Consider the following 24,231-nt stretch of genomic DNA (forward strand, 5'->3'; position numbering starts at 1 on the left):
GCGCCCCCCCCCCCCCCCGCCACCCCCCCCCCCCCCCTCGTCGGTCCGGCGGGGGGGCGCCCCCCCCGGGGGCCCCCCCGCCCGCTGCTTGTGGGGCCGCGCCGTGCCGCACACCGCGATACTCGGGTCATGCACACGGATCTTGATGAGCTGCTGAGGTCGCTGCGCGTCTGGGACCCGGAGGTCACCGAGCTGCCCCGCTTCGACCCGGCGACCGCGCCCCCGGAGCCCCTCCCCCTCTTCGGGCGGTGGTTCGCGGAGGCGGTGGCGGCCGGCGAGCGGGAGCCGCACACGATGTCCCTCGCGACCTCCGACGAGGAGGGCCGTCCGGACGTACGGATCGTGATGCTGCACGGCGCGGACGCCTCGGGCTGGTCCTTCGCGACCCATGCGGGCAGCCGCAAGGGCCGGCACCTGGCCGCCCGCCCGCACGCGGCGCTGGCCTTCTACTGGCCGGTGCTGGGCCGCCAGGTCCGGGTCCGGGGCCCGGTCACGACGGCCCCGCCGGAGCAGGCCCGGGCGGACCTGCACGCCCGCTCCGCGGGAGCCCTGGCCGCCGCCCTCACCGGTCACCAGAGCGAGGTCCTGGACTCCCTGCACGAGCTGGCGCGGGCCTCGCGCGAGGCATGGGACCGGGCTCGGCGCGATCCCGGCGCGGACGTCCCCTCCTGGACCCTGTACCGCCTGCGGCCCACCGAGGCCGAGTTCTTCCAGGGCGACTCCGGCCGCCGGCACGTACGCCTCCGCTACCACCGCGCGGGCGACGGCGCCTGGTCCCGCGAGCTGCTCTGGCCCTGAGGGCCCGGAGCCCTCGGGCCGGGGTCCTCACCCGACGTCGTACGCCGCGAAGTCGCACACCGGCCGATACCCGATCCGCCGGTACAGCGCGTTGCTGGTGGGGTCGGCGAGGTCGGTGAAGAGCAGCACCTCGGCCGCTCCGGACTCGAGCGCGGCCCGGCTGACCACCGCCGTGACGGCTCCCGCGTGTCCCCGGCCCCGCAGGCCCGCCGGCGTGCAGACCCCGATCACGCGTGTCTGCCCGGCGACCTCGGGGGTCCTCGCGGCCATGGAGACGGGCGTTCCGCCGGGTGTCTCCCAGAGCATGGCGTCACCGCGCCGGACGCGACCGTCCGCCCCGCGAGCGCGTCGGCCTCCTCCTCGGTCAGCACGGTGAGGGCGATCGGGAAGGGCGGTGTCCGGAAGAAGGCGGCGCGCACTCCCGGTGCCCCGTCTCCGCCCAGGACACCGAACTCGGGGCGCCGTCCCCGTAGCAGTGTCCGCCGTGCACGCGCAGGTTCTCGGTCACGGTCAGATGCAGGGTGTGCGGGGCGGGCCGGGAGCGGAGGAACTCTCCGGCGCGGGCGAGGACTTCGCCGACGTCGTCGGTCGGGTGCCAGTCGTCGGAAGCCATGCTTCATGATTCCGCCGGGGACGCGGGGGGCGCCTGCGAATCAAGGCCGCCCCGCCGCGGCCCGACGCGTCCGTGCCCCCCCTGCTCCCCCTGTTCCCGCCTGCCGCTGCCGGTCCCTGGCCCGGCTACCCCTCCGGTCGCGGATCCGTGGCCAGTCGTGCGTGCAGGTGGCAGTCGCGGAAGGCGTCGTGACGGCCCGCCTCCCACATGGCGCCGCGCAGGGTCCCCTCGTACGTGAAGCCGCACCGCTCGGCGACGCGGCACGACGCCTCGTGCCCGAGCGCGTGGTCCAACTCCAGCCGGTGCATCCCGAGTCCGGCGAAGGCCCAGTCCGCGGCGAGCAGCAGCGCCCGCGTGGCGACTCCCCGTCCGCGGGCCTCCGGGAGCACCCAGTAGCCGACCCGCCCGGTCCGCAGGGGGCGGTTGACGACTTCGACGCCGACGTGCCCGAGCGTCGCGCCGGTCGTCTCGTCCGTGACGCAGAAGGGCACGCCCGCGCCGTCGACGGCCCTGTGCACGTGGGCGGTGAGCGACTCGCGCGCGTCGGCCGGGCCCTCTTCCAGGACCAGGGGCGTGTTCCAGCGCCGGAACTCGGGCTCGGTCCGTCCGCGCAGCCAGGTCTCGACGTCGGCTTCGGACTCCGGGTCCCACACGCGCAGCCGGAGGCCGTGCCCGGACAGCACGGGGGCGGGGGCGGCGAGGGACGTCTCACGTATGTCGGCCATCGGATCATTCTGTCCGAGGCACCGGCGGCGGTGCGGCCACCGGGAGCGACAATCACGCGCATCCGTGATCGATCCGCAACCAATTCCGGTCTTGACCGAGACCCATCAACAGGGCGCCTGATTACGCTCGCGCACATGACCGACTCCACGTCCACGACGTCCACCGTTCCCGCACACCGGCGCGCCGACCACCCCGTCTACGTCGTCGGCGGCGGGCCGGGCGGTCTGGCCGCCGCCTACGCGCTGCGCGCGCGGGGGACACGCGCGGTGGTCCTGGAGAGGTCCGACCGGGTCGGGGCGTCCTGGCGGCGCCACTACGACCGGCTGCACCTGCACACCACCCGCCGTCTGTCCGCGCTGCCCGGTCTGCCGATGCCGCGCCGGTTCGGCAGGTGGGTCTCGCGCGACGACGTGGTGCGCTACCTGGAGAAGTACGCCGAGCACCACGAGCTGGAGATCGTGACCGGTGTCGAGGTCTCCCGCCTGACGCGCGCCGCCGACGGCGCGGGATGGCTGCTGCACGCCACCGGCGGGCGGGAGCTGACCGGCAGCGCGGTGGTCGTCGCCACCGGCTACAACCACACACCGCGGCTGCCGGACTGGCCCGGCCGCGCCGAGTACACCGGCGGGCTCGGTGAGCCCCGCCGACTCGTGCACGCCTCCGAGTACCGCAACCCCGAGCCCTACCTGGGCCGTGACGTGCTCGTCGTCGGCGCCGGCAACACCGGCGCGGAGATCGCCGTCGACCTGGTGGAGGGCGGGGCCGCTCGGGTGCGGCTGTCCGTGCGGACCGTCCCGCACATCGTGCGCCGGTCGACCGCGGGGTGGGCGGCGCAGTACACGGGCGTGCTGTGCCGGCGGCTGCCGGTCCCCCTCGTCGACCGCCTCGCCAGGCCGCTGGCGAAGGTGAGCGTGCCCGACCTGTCGGCGCACGGCCTGCCCCGTCCCGGCACCGGCCTGTACTCCCGCGTCCGCGAGGGGGCGATCCCGGTCCAGGACGTCGGTCTCGTCGACGCCGTGCGGGAGGGCAGGGTGGAGATCGTGGGCGCGGTCGAGGGGTTCGAGGACGGCAAGGTCGCGCTCGCCGACGGCGGCCGGATCGAGCCGGACGCCGTCATCGCCGCCACCGGTTACTCGCGTGGCCTGGAGGACCTGGTCGGCCACCTCGGCGTACTGGACTCGCGCGGCAAGCCGGTCGTCCACGGCCCCCGCACCACCGCCGACGCCCCCGGCCTGTACTTCACCGGCTTCACCAACCCCATCAGCGGCATGCTCCGCGAACTGGCCCTCGACGCCGAACGGATCGCCAGAGCGATCGCGAAGGCGGTGAACTGAGGGCTGTCCCGCAATCCCCGGCGGGACAGCCCTCAGGCGGTGGGCACCGCGAGTTCCCGCGTGGCCGGACTGCGCCGGATGACCAGGGCCATCAGCGCGGCCGCGGCGCACAGCGCCCCGGCGGCGTACCAGACGATGTCGTACGAGCCGGTCACGTCCCGTACGACACCGCCGAGGGAGGCGACCAGGGCGGCGCCGACCTGGTGGGAGGCGAGGACCCAGCCGAAGACGATCGCGCTGTCCTCGCCGTACTGCTCACGGCACAGGGCGAGCGTGGGCGGGACGGTGGCGACCCAGTCCAGGCCGTAGAAGACGATGAAGAAGATCATCGGCGGGTGCACGCTCGGGGCCAGCAGCATCGGCAGGAACAGCAGGGAGATGCCGCGCAGGGCGTAGTACACCGCCAGCAGGCGGCGCGGCTCGAAGCGGTCGGTGAACCAGCCGGAGGCGATCGTGCCGGCCACGTCGAACACACCGATGACCGCGAGCAGCGAGGCCGCCGCCGTGATGGGCATGCCGTGGTCGTGGGCGGCGGGCACGAAGTGCGTCTGGATCAGGCCGTTGGTGGAGGCGCCGCAGATGGCGAAGGTGCCGGCCAGCAGCCAGAAGGGGCCGGTGCGCACCGCGGAGAACAGCACGGTCAGGGTCCGACGCGCGGCTCCGGGCACCGGCCCGGGCTTCGGCACGAACTCCGGTGCGCCGTAAGGCCGTACGCCGACGTCGGCCGGGTGGTCGCGCAGCAGCAGCCAGACGAAGGGGACGACCGCGAGGGCGGCGAGGGCGACCGTGACGGACGCCGGGCGCCAGCCGTGCTTCTCGACGATCCAGGACAGCAGGGGCAGGAAGATCAGCTGGCCGGAGGCGGAGGCCGCGGTGAGGATGCCGGTGACCAGGCCGCGCCGCTCGGTGAACCAGCGGTTGGTGACCGTCGCGGCGAAGGCCAGCGCCATCGAGCCGGTGCCGAGGCCGACCAGCAGACCCCAGCACAGCAGCAGCTGCCAGGCGGCCGTCATCCACACCGTCAGCCCCGAGCCGAGCGCGATCACCGTCAGGGCGGCCGCGACGACCCGCCGGATGCCGAAGCGGTCCATCAGCGCGGCCGCGAAGGGGGCCGTCAGCCCGTACAGCGCGAGGTTGATGGAGACCGCCGCGCCGATCGTGCCGCGCGACCAGCCGAAGTCGTGGTTCAGCGGGTCGATGAGCAGGCCGGGCAGGGAGCGGAAGGCGGCGGCGCCGATGATCGTCACGAAGGTGACGGCCGCGACGAACCAGGCACGGTGGACGCGGTGCGTGCCCTTCTCGCCGGGAGGTGTGCTCAGGGCGGCTGTGGCCGGGGCGGCTGCGCTGTCGGTCGTCTGGGTCACGCCACCCAGCTTGCGGTGCCGGGCCGCCCGCATCGAGTGGCCCGAAGGCCAGTATTCACAAGGATCGGGCCACTAGGATCGGAGCATGCATCCCGCTCAGGAGTTCCGGCCGCACCGCGTCGTCGTCCTCGCCCTGGACGGGCTGCTCCCCTTCGAGCTGGGCATCCCGCACCGGATCTTCGGATGGCCCAGGGACGAGGCGGGGCGCCGGCTGTACGAGGTCGTCACCTGTTCGGTCCGGCCGCCGGGGCCGGTGCGGACGGACGCCGACTTCGCGATCGAGGTCGCGCACGGGCCCGAGGCCCTGGCCACCGCCGACACGGTGATCGTCCCGGCGTCGTACGAGCTGGGGCCGGTGTACGAGGAGGGCAGGCTGACCGACGAGCTGGCCGCCGCGCTCGCCCGTGTCCGGCCCGGCACACGGCTCGCCTCGATCTGCACGGGCGTGTACGTACTGGCCGCCACCGGCCGTCTGGACGGCCGTCCCGCCACCACCCACTGGGCGGACTGCGAGCACTTCCAGCGGCTCTTCCCGCGGGTGGACCTCGACCCCGACGTGCTGTTCGTCGACGACGGCGACGTGCTGACGTCGGCGGGGGTCGCCGCCGGGATCGACCTGTGCCTGCACATGGTGCGCCGCGACCACGGCACCGAGGTCGCCAACGAGGTGGCCCGCCGCACCGTCGTACCGCCGCACCGCGACGGCGGGCAGGCGCAGTACATCCACCGGCCCGTTCCCGACCCTCAGCTGGCCACGACCACCAGCGCGCGCACATGGGCGCTGGGGCGGCTGCACGAGCCGATCCAGCTGCGCGACATGGCCGAGCAGGAGGCCATGTCCGTACGGACGTTCACCCGGCGCTTCCGCGAGGAGACCGGGGTCAGCCCGGGGCAGTGGCTCACCCAGCAGCGCATCGAACGGGCCCGCCGACTGCTGGAGTCCACCGACCTGTCGGTCGACCGGGTGGCGCGGGACGCGGGGTTCGGCACGGCGCAGTCGATGCGCCAGCACCTCCAGGCGGCGCTCGGGGTGACGCCGACGGCCTACCGGCGCACGTTCCGCACCACGACGGCCGCCGCGCCCAGGCCCCCGTCCGGCGCGTGAAACATCTGTCCACAGCCTGTGGACAGCGTGCGGGCGAATCCCGCCGCCCCGGTCACGGCGAGTCCGGGTGGCGGCGCGCCCATGCCCGCCCCGAGCACGGCACCGCGCGCCGCCATCCGGCTCCGGCGTTCCGGTCCCACCCCCCTCGACCCTGAGGGGACCGGCCGACGCCGATCTGACGACTCACACTCGTCGAGGGCTTCCGGCAGCCAGGCCCTCGTCGTCCCCTCACGGCGAATCGCTGCCACAAGCGTGATCAAACGGACACCAACCGTCAACAGGCGTTCAGCGACTTACCCGTTATGCCGGGATCACGACGGCCGCGCACAGAAGCATCCCCGGCGCACGCCCACTCCACCACCCGGCCATGAGGAGCACCGGGCGTCCAACCCCTCGCACGCCGGTCCGGCGGGCTACACCGCCCCGTAGGCCAGTCCGTCGAACGCCGGGCCGGTGCGGGCGGCTTGCTGGTAGGCGGTGGCACCCGCCGGGGCCGTGCGGGCCGGGGCTGCGCAGTCGGTCGTCGCCGGCGTTCGGGTGCCGCAGGTCACCGGGGCCGCGAGGGGCGGCGGGGACGGTGCGCAGCGGTCCAGTTCGCACCAGATGCGCTTGCCCGCACCCTCGGCGCTCCAGCCCCAGCGGTCCGCGAGGCCGTCGACGAGGGCGAGGCCACGGCCGCTCATGGCGTCGTCGCCCGCGCAGCGCGGCACCGGAGCCCGGGTGCTGGCGTCCGCCACCTCCAGACGCACGGTGGCCGCTTCCGCCGCCGCACCCGGCAGTGACAGTCTGAGCACGGCCGGAGAGCCGGTGTGCAGCACGGCGTTGGTGACGAGCTCGGAGACGAGCAGGACCAGCGTCTCGGCGAGCGGCTCGTCGGCCGCTATCCCCGACCCGGCCAGACGCGAGCGGGCCCACCTGCGAGCTCGCCCCACTTCCGCGGGGTCGGGCCGGATCTCCAGCTGCACTTGAAGCACCTGCACCGCTCACACCATCCGAACCGGCGGACACCTGGCCTCGCGCCACACGAGGGCCACGATCCTAGCCATTTTCTGCATGGCCATAACAACGGCCAGAGCAAGGGTCACGGACCGTGACTCCCTTGCCAGACAGCATGGTTGACGTACCGTCACCGCAACAAGCGCTTCGGGCATATTCCCGCGCGAAGGAGTACCCGTGCGGCATACTGTGCGACGCTTGCCACGGGGAGTCGTAGAGATGGGCGGCGAAGGCCGCCCGACCTCGCGAGCCGCGGCGCGCACCGCCGGATCCGGAGCCGCCCCAGGGGCAGCACCGGGACAGCCGGCGCTCCGAACCTCTCCATCTCCCACAAGGTACCGGAGCGAGGCGGCGACTCCGGGACGTGACGAGCCCGGTCGGCGAAACGACCTGCCGACTACGCTCCGCGACCACCGAGTGCCACGATCACCGACATCCGCGTCCCGACCGGCCCACCGGCTCCCGACCGGCCCACCGGCGCCCGGAGGCGGGCGCGGGCGCGGTGGCCGCGACCGGCCCTCCGGCGCCGTCCCGGGACGGTGGAGTTCCGTGCCCGGGCGGCGAGTTCTGTGCCGGGACGGTGAGGCTTCAGTGCTGTTCCGGCACGGTGAAGTAGCGAGCGAAGGCCGGGACGACGTCCGGCTCGCCCACCCTGCCGTCGGAGTCGGTGTCGAGCGCGGCGGCGGTGGCGGCCGCGACGTCCTCCGCCACGCCGAGCACCTTCAGCACGCGCACGGTGTCCGCGACGGTGGCGGCGCCGTCGCCGTCGGTGTCCGCGACGGCCAGGGCGGCGTGCAGGAAGGGCCGGGCGATCTCGGCGAACCGCTCGGGGTTGTCGCGCAGCCGCTTGACCGCGCCGGTGACGAACTCCTCGCGGGTGATGCGCTGGTCGCCGTCGCGGTCCGCGATCCCGGCCATGCCCTGCCAGAACGCCTCAGCGCCGGCGTACAGGGCCTGTCCCTTGTCCGAGCGGGCGGTGGTGCCGAACTCGGCGAGCAGCGACTTGGCCGCCGCGCTGAAGTCCTCGCGGTCGATCCAGCCGTTGCCGTCCTGGTCGAAGATGGCGAACCGGGCCGCGATCCTGCGCTCGTACTCGCTGCTGACCATCTCTTCTCCGGCTGCCTCACGTGTGGGTTGCGTCCGGCAGGGAGCGTACGACGCCGGAGGTCTCCGCAGGCGGGAAACCCACGGGTTGTGCCACCTACGGGTTCTCGCGCACCGTCACACCCTCACGCGGACAGGGGTTCCTCGTCCACCGCCGCCGCGAGGTCCGGGTAGACGTCGAACAGGCGGCGCACGCCGAGCGCGCCGAGGACCCGGTTGACGTGGGAGCCCTCCACGGCTCCGCCGGCCGGCAGGATCAGGCGCAGCCGGCCCTGGCAGGAGCGGATCAGACGGCGGGCCGCGATGAGGACGCCGACGCCGCTGGAGTCGCAGAAGAAGACGTCCGAGAGGTCCAGTACGAGATCGTGCCGGCCCTCGGCCACCACGTCGTGGATCCGTTGGCGCAGCACCGGTGAGGTCACCAGATCGAGTTCGCCCGCGACCTGGAGCACGCTCCAGCCGCCCTGCCCGTCGCCGGTCACCTTGAACGCCACGGCTGCCCTCCGCTCGCCGGAATTCCCCGCAACCGCCTGGAAACGGAAGCAGTCCCTACACTTCTGTCCGCGCGGCTGCCCAGCGGCCGTTCCCCCAAACGCCGGACGACAAACCGATGCCATTCATCAAGGGGCTTGTTTCGGTCATATCCAATCGTGTTCGATCAGACTTGGTCGGACGGCACGGAGTGGGCCGACGCGCGCGGCCTTCATCACCGGCCCCGCCCACCGGCGTTCACCACGGCCTTTACCACCTGCGGCCGCCCGGGGGCGCGCAATGCGACAAAGGGGCGTGCGCCGTAAGGCATGCCGACTACATTCGATGTGACCAGACAGACAGGCTGGACCGGGACGGACCGGGACAGAAACAAGACAACAGGACCGCAGGCAACGCCACGGCAAGGGCAGCAGAGCCGGGCGTGAAGGGGGACGCATGGCGGACAAGAACGCACCGCCCCGCTGGGACCGAGGGATGCAACAGCGGCTCGCCCGCGGGGAGGCGGCCGCCCTGGGCGAGCTCTACGACCGGTTCGGCTCGCTCGTGCACGGCCTCGCGCATCGCGTGCTCGGTGACGAGAAGGCCGCCGACCGCGTCACCGGCGAGGTCTTCACCCATGTCTGGCAGCACCCCGACGCCTACGACCCCCGCCAGGGCCCCCTGCGTTCCTGGGTGGCCGCGCTCACCCACCGGCTCGCCGTGCAGCGGCTGCGCACCACCGAGACCGCCGCCCTGGTCCGCGGCGGCACAGGCTCGCCCGAGGAGCTGGAGAGCAAGGTGCGCCGCGCCTCGGTCGCCGCCCGCGCCGACTACATCGTCCACTCCATGCCGGCTTCGCTGCGCGCCGCCCTGGAACTGGCCTACTTCCAGCGCCACGACTACCGCCGGACCGCCGTCCGCCTCGGCGTCACCGAGGACGAGGCCCGCCGCCGGCTCCGCCTCGGCCTCCAGCTTCTGTCCACCGCGCACGACGCCGCGGTCCTCGGCGTGCCGCCCGGACACGGGGGTGTCGCATGAGCGGAGCGGGACCGCACGAAGAGGGCGACGGGTACTTCGAGGAGGACGGCGCGCGCGAGGAACGGGGCGGCGGCAACAGAGGCGGCGGGGACGGGGAACACGGCGGCTCCGGACGGCCGCCGCGCATACCCATGCCCCGCGTCTCCGTGGAGGACACCGGGCTGCCGCTGCCCGCCCTGGACAACGTGGACATTCCGCCGGAAACGGAGCATTACACGGAGCCGTCGGCCGCCGCCGGGCCGACGGCCCGCACCGGGCTGGAGCACCACGTGCTGAGGTCGCTCCTCGGGGCGTGGGCGCTGGCCGCCTGCTCGCCGCAGGAGACCGCGGCCGTCGAGGAACACCTCGGCGAGTGCGGCGACTGCGCGGAGGAGGCGCTGCGACTGCGGGACGCGGTCGGCCTGCTGCACCGGCCCGAGAGCCTCGATCCCGATCCCGGTCTGCGCACCCGCGTCCTGGCGAGCTGCCTGGAGCGCCGGCCGGCGCGCTTCCCGGTGCCCGACTGGGCGGCGCCCTACGACGCGGAGACCGCGCGACTGGACGCACTGCTCCAGGACATCGGGGACGTCGAGTGGGACGCGCCGGTACGGCTGCGCTGGTTCGACGGCGAGGAGACGGCGAGCCGCCGTACCACCGTCGCCGGGGTGATCGCGCACCTGACGAGCGTCGACGGGCTGGTCGCGGTCGCCGTCGGCCTGGAGGACCCACTGGGGGCCACCGACGGCCCCGGTGACGCCGGGCCGACCCCCGAGGCCCGCACCGAGGCGTACTGGCGGTCCACGCGCCTTCCCCCGGCCGGTTCCGTACGGGTGCCGTGGCGGGAGCAGACGCACACCCTGGTACGGACGGTGTCGGCCGCCGGCGGGACAGGTGCGGCGGGCGGGACCGACGCCGGCGGCACGGACGCCGGCCGCAACCGCGCCGGCGGGACCGAGGGCGCCGCCGCCGCGGCGCGGGCCGTGTCGTACGGCGACTTCGAACTGCCGCTGCGGGACGCCCTGCTCGACCGGGCCTTCGAGTGCTGGGTCCACGCGGAGGACATCGCGGAGGCGGTCGACTACCCCTACGAGCCGCCCGCACCGCGCCATCTGCGCCGCATGATCGACCTTGCCGCCCGGATGCTGCCGGGCATGCTGGCCGTACGGCGCCGGGCCGGCCTCTCCTCCCCCGCCCGTACCCGGCATCTCGTGGCCGCCGGACGGCCCGGGCGCAGCCTGCGGCTGGAGATCGAGGGGTTGGCCGGCGGCGAGTGGCTGATCCCGCTCGACTCGCCGGGAGCGGTGGGCTCCGCGGAGCACGAGGTGGCCCATGTCGCACTGGACGGGGTGGAGTTCTGCCGGCTCGCGGCTGGCCACATCGCACCGCGCGAGGCGGCGGTGGGCCAGGTCGGCGACCGGGAGGCGATCAGGGACGTGCTGTACGCGGCGGCGTCCCTGAGCCGGATGTGACGCGCCCCTGACCCGGGGTGCCGGGCGGATGCCCCTTCCCCCAGGGGTGGTACCAGTGGCCGGCCCCTAGGCGAACACCACGGTGCGGCGGCCGTTGAGCAGGATGCGGCGCTCCGCGTGCCACTTCACCGCGCGGGCCAGCGCCTGGCATTCCACGTCCCGGCCGACCGCGACCAGCTGGTCCGGCGTGACGCCGTGTCCGACGCGCTCGACCTCCTGCTCGATGATCGGTCCCTCGTCGAGGTCCGCGGTCACGTAGTGGGCGGTCGCGCCGATCAGCTTCACGCCCCGGGCGTGCGCCTGGTGGTACGGCTTGGCACCCTTGAAGCTCGGCAGGAAGGAGTGGTGGATGTTGATGATCCGGCCGCTGAGCTCCTTGCACAGGTCGTCCGAGAGGACCTGCATGTAGCGGGCGAGGACGACCAGTTCGACGTTCTCCTCGCGCACGATCTCCAGCAGCCGCGCCTCGGCCTCGGCCTTGGTGTCCCGGGTCACCGGGATGTGATGGAAGGGGATGTCGTACGAGCCCACCAGCTCCGCGAAATCGGTGTGGTTGGACACCACCGCCGCGATCTCCACCGGCAGCGCGCCGATCCGGGCGCGGAAGAGCAGGTCGTTCAGGCAGTGCCCGAATTTGCTGACCATCAGCACGACCCGCATCTTCTCGTCGGCCCGGTGGATCTGCCAGTCCATGGCGAAGGAGTCGCCGATCGCGGCGAAGCTGGCGCGCAGCTTGTCCACGGTCACGGGGGCCTCGGCGGAGAAGTGGACCCGCATGAAGAACAGTCCCGTGTCCTGGTCGCCGAACTGCTGGCTGTCCACGATGTTGCAGCCGGTCATGAACAGGTAGCTCGACACGGCGTGCACGATGCCCTGCTTGTCCGGGCAGGACAGCGTCAGGAGGTACTGGTCGGCCGGATGGGCCGCCGCGGCTCGGTGGGACTGCTCACTCATGCAGCACAGAATCCCACACGGTCCGCCCGCCGTGGGCGGCCGTCCCGCAGGACGGGACGGTGGGCCCGGCGGCCGCCGCCTACGCGGCGCGGGTCAGGATGCGCAGCACATCGAGGCTGCGCGGCGGGGCGTCGGGGTCCTCGCCGTCGCTCACCGCCATCCGCACGTGCGCGTCCCGTGCCGCCCGGACCGCCTCCGGCCAGCCCGGGTCCTCGAGGTAGGCGGCCACCGGCGCGTCCGGGCCCACCTGGTGCATGATCCGCAGCACCCGCAGCACGGCGGTGTCCACGAGGGCCGCCTCCTGGGAGTCCCGGAAGATCGTGCCGACGTACTTCTCGGCGGACCAGTTGTCCAGCCAGGTGTCCTCGACCAGGCGGTAGACGGCGTCGGTGACGTCGCCGTAGCCTTCGATCCCCGCCAGCCAGACGTCGCGTTGGAACACCGGGTCGGAGAGCATGTGCAGCGCGGAGCGCACATTGCTGCGCCAGCGCCACCACGGCATGTCGTTGAGTGGCATGCCGCCCATGGTGGATGAGCGACGGCCGCGACGGGAAGAGTTCTCCGAACCTTGCACGGTCATCGATCGTACGTTCCTGCTCCCGGCGCGCTCACCGGCCCCTGTAATTCACCCGCCCGTCACCCACTGTCGACCTCGGGTCACTCGGGGGTTGGGGAGGTGTGGGAATCGTGCGTGAGCATGACCGGCAGGCGACGTACGCGCAGCATGCACCTCCCCGCCCCGACCCGACCCGTCGGACGGCGCGGAGCCCTTCTGTCCGCGGGCGCCCTGGCGGCGTGCGCGTCGCTCGCCGCGGGCTGCGGTGTCGTGCCCGGTGCCACGGGGGGCTCGGGGCACGACACCGTCACCGTGATGACCTGGGCACCGGACAGGACCAAGGCGACGAACAAGCCCGGCATGCCCGCCATGGCCCGTGCCTACGCCCGCTGGGTCAACGCCCACGGCGGCATCGCGGGCCACAGACTGAAGGTCCTCACCTGCAACGACGGCAACGACGGCGTGCAGGCCGGCAAGTGCGCCCGGCGCGCCGTCGAGGAGAACGTGGTCGCCGTCGTCGGCTCCTACAGCCAGTTCAGCGACTCCTTCTTCCCTCCCCTGGAGGGCGCGGGCATCCCGTACATCGGCGGCTACGGCGTGACCAGCACCGAGTTCACCCGGGCGCTGTCCTACCCGGTCAACGGCGGTCAGCTCACCCTGCTGGTCGGCCTCGGCCGGGAACTGGCCGCCGACTGCGGCCCCGTCACGCTCGTGCGCCCCGACAGCATCGCGGGCGACGAACTGCCCGGCCTGCTCGACGCCGGCCTGAAGGCCGGCGGGCACAGCCCCGCCCACGACCAGATGGCCCCCGAGGACGCCACCGAGTACTCCGCCGAGGCGGACCGGGCACTGCGGCAGGCGACCGCCGACCCGGGCAGGAAGGGCTGCGTGATACCGGCCCTGGGCGAGCGCACCAGCACCTTCATGGACTCCTTCCGCCGCGGCCGGGAGAACTATCCGGCGGTGCGCACCGACGCCGTGCTCGGCAACGTCGACCAGACGGTGATCGACGCCGGTGGGGGGCCGTCGGGACCCTACGAGGGCTCGTACGTCACCGGCTGGTACCCGGTGGCCGGCGACCCGCGCTGGGACCCGATGAAGAAGGTGATCAACGAGGAGGCCTTCGGCGACAACCGCGTCGACCCCGCGGACGCCGGGGTGCAGACCACCTGGATCGCCTACACCGTGCTCCGGGCCGTCCTGGAGAAGCTCGGCCCCGGCGAGGTGAGCACCGAGACCGTACGGCACGCCCTCGACGGCGGACTGCGGGTGGACACCGGCGGACTCACCCCGCCGCTGAGTTGGAAGCTGTCGGGGCCGTTCTCCGGCGCCGGCTTCGCCCGCCTGGTCAACGCCGACGTCACCCTCGAGGTGGTGCGCCGGGGACGGCTGGTGTCGGCCACGCAGGGGTTCGTCGACGTGACGAAGACACTGCGGGACGCGGACGTGGAGTGATCCGCCGCCGGCCCCGCCGCCCGGAGCCGGCGGCGGGACGCTCAGAGCTGGGTCGGCTGGCGCTGGGTGAGGCCGTACTTCTTCGCGATCGTGTTCCACAGCCGCGCGGCCTTGACCTTCTGGGCGCTGGCGATACCGCTCTGGCGGTTGCCCTGCTGGGTCTCGGCGGTGGAGCGGGCGTGCCCCTTCTTGCAACCCTTCTTGCCCTTGACCTGCGTCGCCCAGGCCGCGTAGTGCTGGTCGGCCGACGCCGAGGCCTTCCACGCGCTGGTGAGCGCGCTGGAGAGTTCGGCGTTGCCGGGGAGCTTGTCGACGGAGATCTGCCCCAGCCGGGTCACGAGGCCGTTGCGCTGCCTGGCGGCGTCGCGCAGATCGGCGGCCGCCTTGTCCAGGTTGTCGCACTTGCGGACGCCGGCGACCGCGTTGATCACGGAGGTGCGGCTGCTGCCGCTGTCGGCCAGCAGCTTGTCCAGCGCGACCGCCTGCGCACGGGCCGGATCGGCGGACGGCGAGGCGGAGGAGTCGGTGGCGGGAGCCGTGGCGGAGACGTTCGTGTGCTTGTCGGCGCTGTCGCCGTCGCCTCCGCCGCCCCCGCCGAGCATGGCGCCCGCGCCGACGCCGAGCACGACGATGCCGATGCCGACCGCCGCGATCAACGGTACGCGCGAGCCGCTCCGTCCGCCCCCGCGGCCGGAGCCGCCGTCATCGTCGCCGTCCTGCCGCGCGTAGGAGGACGGCCCGCCCGGACCGGGGGCGCCCGCCCAGCCGGGCGACACCTCGGGGGACTGGAAGCGGGGCAGCTGCTGGGTGGCCGGGGCGCCGCCTCCGGTCTCGCTGCGGAACAGGTTGTCGAACTCGGCGGGCGTCTGCCGCCCGCCTGCCCCGGCGCCGGGTCCGCCGCCGTACGGGGCTCCCGGCCCCGCGGCGGCCTGGGCGTCCACGGGTGCGATGAACTGGGTGGCCTGGGCGTCCGGGTCGCCACCCGGCAGCGGGCCCGCCCCACCCTGCGGTGCGCCGCCCACGAACCGGTTCGAGGGGTCGCCCCCGTGCGCCTCGGGCGGCATCGCTCCCGGCGCCACCGGCGGAATGTACTGCGTGGCGCCCTCGTCCACCGGTGCGGTGGCCACGGGCGGCAGGTACTGCGTCGCCCCCTCGTGCACGGGAGCCGCAACCGGCGGCAGGTACTGGGTGGCACCCTCGTCGCCGCCGGGCGCACCGTAGGCCTGCTGTCCGGCCGGGGAGCCGTACGGGTCCGGGGCGGCCGCCGGCGGCAGCGGGCCGCCGTGCGCGCCGGTGCCGTAAGGGTTCTGCGGGGTGTCCTGAGGGGCATAGGGGTCCGCGGCCGGAGACAGCGGGGCACCGGCCAGGGGGGCGTGGGCCGGGGCGCCCTCGGGGGGCAGCGGGCCGGCCGACCGGCCGGGAGCTCCCCACGAAGCCTGCGGGTTCTGCGGGTACGCCTCCGGGGCGCCCTGGCCCCAGGACTGGTCGGGCGGAGACTGCCAGCCCTGTCCGGGCTGCGGCGCCATCGTCTGCCCGCCGTCGGGTCCCCACGGCTGGCCCCAGGCCTGTCCGCCGGCCGGTGCCGCGCCCTGACCGGCCGGCTGGGCGGGCGGCAGGCCGCCGGGCGCGCCGGCACCGGCCTGGCCGCCCGTCATGCCCGGCAGCAGGGGCTGCCCACCGTCGGAGGGCAGCACGATGCCTTCGCGCGCGGGCCGCGCCGAGGGCTCCTCGCCCTGTCCACTCTGCGTCACCGGGACTCCTACGATTGGGGGACCTTCGGAATCGTCGGCTCACGCTACCGGGTCCCCTGAGCCCGGTGCCACGCAGCACCGGGCGTGCGCTTCTCCCCTGTGACAGCAGTAACAAAACCCGCGTGTACGGCGCTGTATGTGGCCCCCGTACGCGCCGTACCCGGCCCACGCGCGCGTTCAGGCCGCCGCACGCACCTCCAGCCGCGCCCCGAACTCCCTTACCACCGACTCCTCCCGGTACGGGTCGAGACGCTGCTGGAAGTCCTCCAGGTACTCCATGCCCCGGTCGGACCGCAGGGTCTGGAGCAGCTCCACGGCCTTCAGGCCGGTGGTGCAGGCCTGTTCGACCTCTCGTCGCTGCACCTGCGCCGTGGCGAGCAGCACATAGCCGATCGCCCGGCGCCGGACCCGCGAGGCGGGATGCCCGGCGAGCGACGCCTCCGCCTGCCGTGCCGCCTCCTCCGGCCGGCCCAGGTCCCGGTAGCAGTGCGCCAACTCGTCGGCGAGGTAGGCCTCGTCGAAGTGCGCGATCCACGGCGGGTCGTCCCCGGAGTCCGTCCCGGCGGCGGACTCCAGCGCGCTCACCGCCCGGCCCGCGGACAGTTCGGCCGCCCGCGCGTCGCCCAGCAGCGCGTGCCCGCGCGCCTCCGCCACGTGGAACATCGCCTCCACGCGCGGTGTCACACGCCCCCGCGCCCCCTCCTGCGCCGCCCGCGCCAACTGCGCGATCTCCCGGGGGTTTCCGAGCTGCGCGGCCAGGTGGCTCATGGAGGCGGCGAGCACGTAGCCGCCGTACCCGCGGTCCCCGGCCGCCTGGGCGAGCCGCAGCGACTGGATGTAGTACCGCTGGGCCAGACCGGGTTGACCGGTGTCCACGGCCATGTAGCCGGCGAGTTCCGTCAACCGCGACACGGCGCCGAACAGATCGCGGCCCACCGCTTCCCGGTACGACCCCGCCAGCAACCCCGAGACCACGCTGTTGAGGTAGTGGACGACCACCGGGCGCACATGTCCGCTGCCGTAGGTGTGGTCGAGGTCGACCAGGGCCTGCGTCATGGCGCGTACGGCCGCCACGTCGGACTGGCCCACCCGGGGCCCGGCCGAGCGGGCGACCTGCCCGTCCGGTGCGGTGATCAGCCAGTCGCGGCTCGGCTCGACCAGCGCGGAGGCGGCGACGGAGGAGCCGGACAGGAAGTCCCGCCGGCCCACGTCGCTGCGCCACAGCTCGCAGACCTGCTCGATGGCCCCCAGTACCGTCGGCGAGAACTGGAGACCCACGCCCGAGGCGAGGTTCTTGCCGTTGGCCATGCCGATCTCGTCGATCGTGACCGTACGGCCGAGCTTGCGGCCCAGTGCCTCGGCGATGATCGCCGGGGCCCGCCCGCGCGGCTGCTGCCCGCGCAGCCAGCGCGCCACGGACGTCTTGTCGTAGCGCAGGTCGAGGCCGTGCTCGGCGCCGCACATGTTGACCCGGCGGGCCAGTCCGGCGTTCGAGCAGCCCGCTTCCTGGATGAGCGCCTGCAGCCGTTCGTTCGGCTGCCGCGCGACGAGAGGCCTTGCGGCCATGGCGTTAACCCCCTGCCCTCGTGGCGGCTCGCCCCTTCGGCTCACTCGCCGTGTGGCTCCGGTGCCCTGCCCGTGCACCGACGTTGACGTGTTCCGCACGGCCGGACCCGTCCGCCTCCCGGTGGAGAACCCGGCCGTGAAGATCAATGCCCCACCGACATGACGAAAATGCGGGACATACGAAGATTGCCGGGGTAAAGGCGGACACCCCCGCACAGAGGATTACCCAGCGTCTGCCGACGATCCTCCCGCGCGCCCCCACCCATGCACCCATGCGCCCCGGGCACCGGATCGATGCCCCCTCCCGCGCGCGCCACCTCGCCGCGAGACTCCCGCACCACCCGTAACTCCAGGTGGGCGCGGGAGTTGAGTGGGGCGTGGAAGAGACGATCCCGGGCACTCACGCCGCACAGATTGCCGGTCAGATCCCCAAGCAGCGCGGGGACTCGCTGCTGGAGACCGCCGTTCGCTACGCCGAGGAACGCCACTGGGACGTGTTCCCCGGCACCTGGCTGGAGGCCGTGGACGGAGTGCAGCGCTGTTCCTGCGGCGACCCGGCGTGCGCCGCGCCCGGCGCGCACCCGGCGCGCGAGGACTGGGCGAGCCAGGCGACCGGCAGTGCCACCGTCGCCCGCCGGATGTGGCAGAAGCAGCCGACCGCCTCGATCCTGCTCCCCACGGGGCGGACCTTCGACGCGATCTGCGTCCCGGAGACGGCCGGGTTCCTCGCGCTGGCCAGGATGGAACGGATGGCGCTGACCCTCGGGCCGGTGACGCTGACCCCGGAGCGGCGGATGCAGTTCTTCGTGCTGCCGGGGGCCTGCGCGAAACTGCCGGACCTGCTGCGCGGACTGGGCTGGACGCCCGGGGTCCTGGACCTGCTCGCGCTGGGCGAGGGCGCGTACGTGGCCGCGCCGCCCACCCGGTACGGGTCGCGGGGCGCCGTCCAGTGGGCCTGCCGGCCGACACCGGCGAACCGGTGGCTGCCGGACGCGGAGGAACTGATCTCGGCGTTGGCCTACGCCTGCGGCAGGGACCGGTAGGCGCCGGCGGCGCGGGCGGCGGCGGCGCGGGCGGCGGCGGCGAGGGGGACGGTGACGGCGGTGGACGCGCGGAGGCCGGCGGAGGCGCCGAGGACCGATGACGCGCCGAGGGCCGCGGCGTACCGGGGGCCGTAGCCGCACCGGGCTTCCTCGTAGGGTTCACCTGACGGAGGGAGCAGCAGTGGTGAGCAACAGTGCCGTACGTGTCCAAGGGCTCTGGAAGCGGTTCGGGCAGCAGGTCGCCGTCGCCGGGATCGATCTCGAACTGCCCGCCGGGAAGTTCATCGGCCTGGTGGGACCCAACGGGGCCGGCAAGACCACCACGCTGTCCATGGTGACCGGGCTGCTGCGGCCCGACCAGGGGACCGTCGAGGTCGTCGGGCACGACGTGTGGCGTGACCCGGTGGCGGTCAAGGCGCGGCTCGGGGTGCTGCCCGAGGGACTCAGGCTCTTCGAGCGGCTGTCGGGACGGGAACTGCTGTCGTACTCCGGGCGGCTGCGCGGGCTGCCCGGAGCCGAGGTGGACCGGCGGGCCGCCCAACTGCTCGACGTGCTCGATCTGTCCGGTGCCCAGCACAAACTCGTCGTCGACTACTCGACCGGCATGCGCAAGAAGATCGGGCTCGCCTGCGCGCTTCTCCACAACCCCGAAGTCCTCTTCCTGGACGAGCCGTTCGAGGGCGTCGACCCGGTGTCCGCGCAGACCATCCGGGGCGTCCTGGAGCGGTACACCGCCTCCGGCGCGACCGTCGTGTTCTCCTCGCACGTCATGGAACTGGTCGAGTCCCTCTGCGACTGGGTGGCCGTCATGGCCGCGGGCCGCATCCGCGCCCACGGCACCCTCGCCGAGGTGTGCGGCCGGGCCCCCAGCCTCCAGCGGGCGTTCCTCGAACTCGTCGGCGCGCAGGGCCGGGAACCCGGCTCCGACCTCGACTGGCTGGGCGGAGGCACCCGATGAGCACCGCCACCGGCACCGCCCCGCCGAGCGCCGCCGGCGGCTCCATCACCCCTGTCGTCGTACGGCTGAAGCTGTCGCTGCTGCGCTCCGGGCTGCGGCGGTCCGGCGGCCGGCGTGCCGCCTACATCGCCTCGGCCGTCGTCGCGCTGCTGTTCGCCCTGTCCCAGCTGCTCGGCATGATCCTGCTGCGCGGACACGCGCACATCGCCTCCGTGGCCGTGCTGGGCACCGCCGTACTGGCCCTGGGCTGGGCGGTGATGCCGCTGTTCTTCCCCAGCGGCGACGAGACCCTGGACCCCACCCGCCTGGTGATGCTGCCGCTGCGCCCCCAGCCGCTCGTCAGGGCGCTGCTGGCGGCCTCCCTGGTCGGCATCGGTCCGCTGGTCACGGTGCTGCTGCTGGCGGGCTGTGTGGTCGCGGTGGCGCGCGGGGCGGCGGCGTACGCCGTCGCGGTCGTCGCCCTGCTGCTCGCCCTGCTGGTGTGCGTGGCCCTCGCCCGGGCCGTGGCCGCCGCCAACACCCGGCTGCTGACCAGCCGCAAGGGCCGGGACCTCGCGGTGCTCAGCGGACTGGTCGTCGCGATCGGCGCACAGCTGGTCAACTTCGGCATGCAGAAACTGGGTTCGTCGGGACTCGGCCGGCTCGACCCGGTGGCGGACGTGGTCCGCTGGGTGCCGCCCGCGTCGGCGGTGGGCGCGGTGGACTCGGCGAGCGACGGCTCGTACGGCGTCGCGGTGGCCCAGCTCGCGCTGACCGCGGCCGCCCTGGCCGCCCTCCTGACCGTGTGGGCGCGCACCCTGACCCGCCTGATGACCGCCCCCGACGCCTCCACGCTCCAGAGCGCCGACCCCGCCGCCCGCGACCGGTCCCGCACCGGCGGACCGACCCGGCTGCTGCCCTCCGGCCGCACCGGCACCGTCATGGAGCGCAGCCTGCGCTACGTCTGGCGCGACCCGAAGACCAAGGCGGCCTGGGTGACCTCGCTGGCCATCGGTCTGATCGTGCCCGTGTTCAACGCCCTCCAGGGCACCGGGTCGCTCTACTTCGCCTGTTTCGCCGCCGGGATGCTCGGCATTCAGATGTACAACCAGTTCGGGCAGGACACCTCCGCGTTCTGGATGGTCGCGCTCACGATCTCCACTCCGCGCGACGCCTACCTCGAACTGCGCGGCCGTGCCCTGGCCCTGCTGGTGGTGACCCTCCCCTACGCCACCCTGGTCACCGTGGTGACGACGGCACTGCTCGGCGACTGGCCGCGGCTGCCCGAGGTGCTCGGCCTGTCCTTCGCCCTGCTCGGCGCGATGCTGGCGACCGGCGCGTGGACCTCGGCGCGCTTCCCGTACTCCATCCCGCAGGAGGGCCACAAGAACGTGGCTCCCGGCCAGGCGGGCCTGGCCTGGATCGCCATCGCCGGGGGCATGGTCTCGGCGGCCCTGCTGTCCTCCCCCGTCATCGCCCTGGCCATCTGGGCGAACGTCAGCGCGTCCGGGGACACCTGGAGCTGGCTGCTGCTCCCGGTGGGCGCGGCCTACGGCGCCGCGATCACCTTCGCGGGGCTCCGCCTGGCGGCCCCCCGCACGGCGGCCCGGCTACCGGAGATCCTGACCTCGGTGAGCCAGGGGTGAGCCGGGCGAGCCCGGGTGGGCAAGGGGCAGGGAGGTGGCGACAGGCCTGGTGGACCTGATCCCGGGTCCTCACCCGGTGAGGACCGCTTCCAGGAACGGAGTGATCGCCGCGCGCCATGCGTCCGGCTGGTCGTAGTGGACGAGGTGGCCGGCGTCGGCGACCTCCGCGTACTGGCCGCGGGGAAGGACGCGCACCATCTCCTGGGCCTCGGCGCGGCCGAGTTCGCCGTCGAGGCCGCGTACGACGAGGGCCGGGCACTGGACCTGGGCCAGTTCCTCCCAGTGGGCGTCGTGGACCCAGGTCTCGCGGGAAGCGAGCATCCGGGCGGGATCGAAGACGGGGCGCCAGCCGTCCGGGCACTCGTGCATGACCTCGGCGTAGAACTCGCCGCGGGCCGGGTTCGGGCGCTCCACCCAGGGGTCGTCCTCGCCGAACCACTTGCGGACGTCCGCGAGGGTGGCGAAGGGCAGGGGCCAGGTCCTGAACCAGTCCTCCCATTCGCGTTGGGAGGCCGCGCCGAGCGCGGAGGCGCGCATGTCGCAGATGATCAGGCCGCCCACGAGGTCGGGGCGTTTGGCCGCGAGCTGCCAGGCGGTCAGGGCGCCCATGGCGTGTCCGACGAGGACGGCCGGGCCGAGGCCGAGCTGCTCCAGGGCGGCCTCGGCGTCCTCGACGTAGGCGTCGCGGGTGTAGGCGGCCTGTGGGGGTTTCTCGCTCTGGCCGTGGCCGCGCTGGTCGAGGGCGACGGCCCGGTGCCGCTCGGAGAGCCAGCGGGCGGTGGCGGCCCAGTGGGAGGCCCGGCCCATCAGTCCGTGGAGTAAGAGCACGCCGGTGGGCGGGCGGGATCCGGCCTCGCGGCCGGTATGCGGTCGGTGGGCTCCGTGCGGCTCGGGGTCCTGGCGCGGCCGGTGGGCGTGGCGTGTGCCGCGTGGTTCCGCCTGGGACGGCACGAAGGCCTGCGGTGCGGTGCTGTCCGGTGCCGAGCCGCCTGGTGCTGTCTTCCGGGGCTCCGCGAACTCCCACGCAGCGAGCCGTACACCGCCCGCCCCGGTCACCTCGATGCGCCGCGCCATTGGCCCTGGCACCCCCCTAGCTCGCTGCCCATTCCCGTAGCGCGGGCCGTGCGGCCCATCACCCACAGGTTATCGAATACCCATTCGAAAACGCTGTTCCCGCCCGCAACACCCCTCGTTCGAGTGACCCCCCACAACGCATGATCGTCGCCCCCCGGGGGAGATCTTCAACGGGAGGCGGACCACTCGGGGAAAAGGGGTCCGCGGGGTGCGACCCCGAGAGCTCGGGGCTCCGGGTCGCGACAGGGGAGGACAGGCCCCGGCGCCACCACACGGCGCCGGGGCTCTCCACACATCTTCGGCACATCCTCCCCCACCCCCACGAGTCATATGCCTCTCGCGACAGCCTCGCACGCCGGGCGCCCGCGCGCCGCGCTTCGACGCGCTGCGATCCACGACCGCAAGAGGGGTGCGAACGGCAGGGGGCCGGAGGAACCAGTGGTCAGCGCTTGGCGACGAAGACGTGGGAGGCGACCTCCGCCTCCAGCTCGGCGGCCTCGCCGCCGCTGCCGACCAGCACACCGCCGGCCGACTCCGTCACGCTCACCACGGAGCCGGGCTGCACGCCGGCGCGGCGCAGCGTGTACATCAGCTGCGCGTCCGTCTGGATCGGCTCGCCGATCCGGCGGACCACGACCGTCTTGCCGTCGGGGCCCGGGTCGAGGTCGGCCAGCGACACCATGCCCTCGTCCAGGAACGGGTCGGCGTGGTCCTTCTCGCCCAGCTCCTCCAGACCCGGGATCGGGTTGCCGTACGGCGACTCGGTCGGGTGCCGCAGCAGCTCCAGCACCCGGCGCTCGACGGCCTCGCTCATCACGTGCTCCCAGCGGCACGCCTCGGCGTGCACCTGTTCCCACTCCAGGCCGATCACGTCGACCAGCAGACACTCCGCGAGCCGGTGCTTGCGCATCACACGTGTGGCCAGCCGGCGGCCCTCGTCCGTGAGCTCCAGGTGCCGGTCCGGAGCCACCGAGACCAGGCCGTCGCGCTCCATCCGCGCGACCGTCTGGCTCACCGTCGGCCCGCTCTGGTCCAGTCGCTCGGCGATCCGGGCGCGCATGGGGACGACGCCTTCCTCCTCCAGCTCGAGGATGGTGCGGAGATACATCTCCGTGGTGTCGATCAGTCCGGACATACGTGCCCCTCGATTACCTCTGCCGGGAACCCGGCGGCTCCCAGGCGCGTGCGCTGGCCCTGAACTCAATTCTGACGCATACCACTGACAACCGGGGCGCGTCGGCGGAACCCCGGGGTGCGGACCGCGGTCCCGGACGGCCGTGGGGCCGGTGGCACGCCCGGCGCGCGCACGGTCGTATTGACAGGACTCTGGTCCAGACCTCACCGTGATCCGCGGCACCCGGGCGCGGGCCGGCGCCCCGCGGACACCCGCACGCCCACCCGTGGCCACCACCGCATCCACAGCATCACAGGCATCCGGAGGAACCCCGCATGAGCGACCGCACGCCGGCCGGCCAGTTCTTCGACGCGGCCATCGGCCTGCTCCAGCGGGTCCGCGACGAGGAGGCCGAGTCCGTCACCGCCGCCGGCACCCTGCTCGCCGACACCGTGACCGACGGCGGCCGCCTGTTCGCCTTCGGCGCCGGACACTCCTCCCTCGCCGCGCAGGACGTCGTCTACCGGGCCGGCGGCCTCGCCCTGATGAACCTCCTCGCCGTCCCCGGCGCCGTCGGCGTCGACGTCATGCCCGCCACCCTGGGCTCCGCCCTCGAACGCGTCGACGGCCTCGCCACCGCCGTCCTGGAGAGCTCACCCATCCGCTCGGGCGACGTGCTGGTGATCGTCTCCCTGTCCGGCCGCAACGCCCTTCCCGTCGAGATGGCCATGACCGCCCGCGCCCTGGGCGTGAAGGTCATCGGAGTGACGTCGGTGGCGTACGCCGCCCGGACCACGTCCCGGCATGCGTCGGGGACGTATCTGAAGGACCACTGCGACCTCGTCCTGGACTCCAAGATCGCCGTGGGCGACGCCGAACTCACCCTCGACACCGTCCCCGCACCCTTCGCCCCGGCCTCCACCGTCGTCACCTCGGCCCTGCTCCAGGCGGTCATGGCCACCGCCGCCGGCGTCCTGGCCGACCGCGGCATCGAGCCCCCGCTGCTGCGTTCCGGCAACGTCGACGGCGGTCACGAGTGGAACGCCAAGGTCTTCGAGCAGTACGCGGACCGGATCTTCTACCGGCGCTGACGCGGCTGACCCCGCGCGTACCGGGCGCGCGGGCGATCGAGACGGTC

21 protein-coding genes and 1 pseudogene are annotated in these 24,231 nt (G+C 73.8%); 10 read left to right on the forward strand and 12 right to left on the reverse strand.

From position 1 onward, the window contains the following. The first annotated feature begins 129 nt into the window (after positions 1-129). On the forward strand, positions 130-798 hold the full coding sequence (locus tag ACWDUZ_RS21390) for a pyridoxine/pyridoxamine 5'-phosphate oxidase (RefSeq protein WP_451633371.1): 669 nt from the start codon (positions 130-132) through the stop codon (positions 796-798). Between the two features lie 27 nt (positions 799-825). On the opposite strand, the pseudogene ACWDUZ_RS21395 reads toward ACWDUZ_RS21390, so the two are convergent. Both ACWDUZ_RS21395 and ACWDUZ_RS21400 read right to left on the reverse strand, forming a co-directional pair. Beyond that, a pseudogene (locus ACWDUZ_RS21395) lies at positions 826-1,411 on the reverse strand (GNAT family N-acetyltransferase). Positions 1,412-1,536: 125 nt separating this feature from the next. Next, entirely contained in the window at positions 1,537-2,136 is a 600-nt protein-coding gene (locus tag ACWDUZ_RS21400) for a GNAT family N-acetyltransferase (RefSeq protein WP_451633372.1), read from the reverse strand. 135 nt (positions 2,137-2,271) lie between these two features. Between ACWDUZ_RS21400 and ACWDUZ_RS21405 the strand changes: the two genes are divergently transcribed. Beyond that, a complete protein-coding gene (locus ACWDUZ_RS21405) occupies positions 2,272-3,471 on the forward strand; it encodes a flavin-containing monooxygenase (RefSeq protein ID WP_451633373.1) in 1,200 nt (399 codons plus the stop codon). 32 nt (positions 3,472-3,503) lie between these two features. Here ACWDUZ_RS21405 and ACWDUZ_RS21410 read toward each other — a convergent pair whose 3' ends face one another. Further along, entirely contained in the window at positions 3,504-4,835 is a 1,332-nt protein-coding gene (locus tag ACWDUZ_RS21410) for an MFS transporter (protein WP_451633374.1), read from the reverse strand. A gap of 85 nt (positions 4,836-4,920) precedes the next feature. Here ACWDUZ_RS21410 and ACWDUZ_RS21415 point away from each other — a divergent pair, with 85 nt between their 5' ends. Further along, positions 4,921-5,940, forward strand: a complete 1,020-nt coding sequence (locus tag ACWDUZ_RS21415; protein WP_451633375.1) for a GlxA family transcriptional regulator — start codon at positions 4,921-4,923, stop codon at positions 5,938-5,940. A gap of 413 nt (positions 5,941-6,353) precedes the next feature. On the opposite strand, the gene ACWDUZ_RS21420 is transcribed toward ACWDUZ_RS21415, so the two are convergent. From ACWDUZ_RS21420 to ACWDUZ_RS21430, 3 genes are all read right to left on the reverse strand, one after another. Then, the gene (locus ACWDUZ_RS21420) at positions 6,354-6,905 is read right to left on the reverse strand and encodes an ATP-binding protein (protein WP_451633474.1); all 552 of its coding nucleotides are present in this window, start codon (positions 6,903-6,905) and stop codon (positions 6,354-6,356) included. Between the two features lie 619 nt (positions 6,906-7,524). Next, positions 7,525-8,043, reverse strand: a complete 519-nt coding sequence (locus ACWDUZ_RS21425; protein WP_451633376.1) for an EF-hand domain-containing protein — start codon at positions 8,041-8,043, stop codon at positions 7,525-7,527. Positions 8,044-8,165: 122 nt separating this feature from the next. After that, positions 8,166-8,534 (reverse strand): STAS domain-containing protein, encoded by a 369-nt coding sequence (locus ACWDUZ_RS21430; RefSeq protein ID WP_451633377.1) that lies wholly within the window; start codon positions 8,532-8,534, stop codon positions 8,166-8,168. Positions 8,535-8,967: 433 nt separating this feature from the next. Here ACWDUZ_RS21430 and ACWDUZ_RS21435 point away from each other — a divergent pair, with 433 nt between their 5' ends. After that, positions 8,968-9,549, forward strand: coding sequence for a sigma-70 family RNA polymerase sigma factor (locus tag ACWDUZ_RS21435; RefSeq protein WP_451633378.1), 582 nt, complete (start codon positions 8,968-8,970; stop codon positions 9,547-9,549). Continuing rightward, positions 9,546-10,997, forward strand: a complete 1,452-nt coding sequence (locus ACWDUZ_RS21440) for a zf-HC2 domain-containing protein (RefSeq protein WP_451633379.1) — start codon at positions 9,546-9,548, stop codon at positions 10,995-10,997. The genes ACWDUZ_RS21435 and ACWDUZ_RS21440 overlap by 4 nt, the downstream gene beginning before the upstream one ends. Positions 10,998-11,063: 66 nt before the next feature. Here the strand turns inward: ACWDUZ_RS21440 and purU are convergent, their stop codons facing one another. Together purU and ACWDUZ_RS21450 are read right to left on the reverse strand one after the other, a co-directional pair. Then, positions 11,064-11,951: a formyltetrahydrofolate deformylase gene (purU, locus tag ACWDUZ_RS21445; protein ID WP_451633380.1), complete on the reverse strand. Its 888-nt coding sequence runs from the start codon at positions 11,949-11,951 to the stop codon at positions 11,064-11,066. Positions 11,952-12,030: 79 nt separating this feature from the next. Continuing rightward, complete coding sequence (locus ACWDUZ_RS21450) at positions 12,031-12,531, reverse strand: SCO4402 family protein (protein WP_451633381.1); 501 nt, start codon at positions 12,529-12,531, stop codon at positions 12,031-12,033. Positions 12,532-12,648: 117 nt separating this feature from the next. On the opposite strand from ACWDUZ_RS21450, the gene ACWDUZ_RS21455 reads away from it, so the two are divergent. Then, positions 12,649-13,962: an ABC transporter substrate-binding protein gene (locus ACWDUZ_RS21455; RefSeq protein WP_451633382.1), complete on the forward strand. Its 1,314-nt coding sequence runs from the start codon at positions 12,649-12,651 to the stop codon at positions 13,960-13,962. Between the two features lie 41 nt (positions 13,963-14,003). Here ACWDUZ_RS21455 and ACWDUZ_RS21460 read toward each other — a convergent pair whose 3' ends face one another. Together ACWDUZ_RS21460 and ACWDUZ_RS21465 are read right to left on the reverse strand one after the other, a co-directional pair. Beyond that, positions 14,004-15,713, reverse strand: coding sequence for a hypothetical protein (locus ACWDUZ_RS21460; RefSeq protein WP_451633383.1), 1,710 nt, complete (start codon positions 15,711-15,713; stop codon positions 14,004-14,006). 177 nt (positions 15,714-15,890) lie between these two features. After that, positions 15,891-17,279, reverse strand: coding sequence for a transcriptional regulator (locus tag ACWDUZ_RS21465; RefSeq protein WP_451633384.1), 1,389 nt, complete (start codon positions 17,277-17,279; stop codon positions 15,891-15,893). Between the two features lie 377 nt (positions 17,280-17,656). Here ACWDUZ_RS21465 and ACWDUZ_RS21470 point away from each other — a divergent pair, with 377 nt between their 5' ends. The 3 genes from ACWDUZ_RS21470 to ACWDUZ_RS21480 all read left to right on the forward strand — a co-directional run bounded on the left by ACWDUZ_RS21470 (position 17,657) and on the right by ACWDUZ_RS21480 (position 20,905). Further along, positions 17,657-18,322: a bifunctional DNA primase/polymerase gene (locus tag ACWDUZ_RS21470; RefSeq protein WP_451633385.1), complete on the forward strand. Its 666-nt coding sequence runs from the start codon at positions 17,657-17,659 to the stop codon at positions 18,320-18,322. A gap of 163 nt (positions 18,323-18,485) precedes the next feature. Continuing rightward, positions 18,486-19,280, forward strand: coding sequence for an ABC transporter ATP-binding protein (locus tag ACWDUZ_RS21475; protein WP_451633475.1), 795 nt, complete (start codon positions 18,486-18,488; stop codon positions 19,278-19,280). Next, a complete protein-coding gene (locus tag ACWDUZ_RS21480; protein ID WP_451633386.1) occupies positions 19,277-20,905 on the forward strand; it encodes a transporter in 1,629 nt (542 codons plus the stop codon). Before ACWDUZ_RS21475 ends, ACWDUZ_RS21480 begins: the two co-directional genes overlap by 4 nt. Before the next feature lie 69 nt (positions 20,906-20,974). On the opposite strand, the gene ACWDUZ_RS21485 is transcribed toward ACWDUZ_RS21480, so the two are convergent. Further along, entirely contained in the window at positions 20,975-21,979 is a 1,005-nt protein-coding gene (locus tag ACWDUZ_RS21485; RefSeq protein ID WP_451633387.1) for an alpha/beta fold hydrolase, read from the reverse strand. A 442-nt stretch (positions 21,980-22,421) separates the two neighbouring features. Next, positions 22,422-23,114 (reverse strand): metal-dependent transcriptional regulator, encoded by a 693-nt coding sequence (locus ACWDUZ_RS21490; RefSeq protein ID WP_451633388.1) that lies wholly within the window; start codon positions 23,112-23,114, stop codon positions 22,422-22,424. Positions 23,115-23,428: 314 nt separating this feature from the next. Between ACWDUZ_RS21490 and ACWDUZ_RS21495 the strand changes: the two genes are divergently transcribed. After that, complete coding sequence (locus tag ACWDUZ_RS21495) at positions 23,429-24,184, forward strand: SIS domain-containing protein (protein ID WP_451633389.1); 756 nt, start codon at positions 23,429-23,431, stop codon at positions 24,182-24,184. Positions 24,185-24,231: the final 47 nt, after the last annotated feature.

Source organism: Streptomyces sp. NPDC003393 (assembly GCF_053589015.1).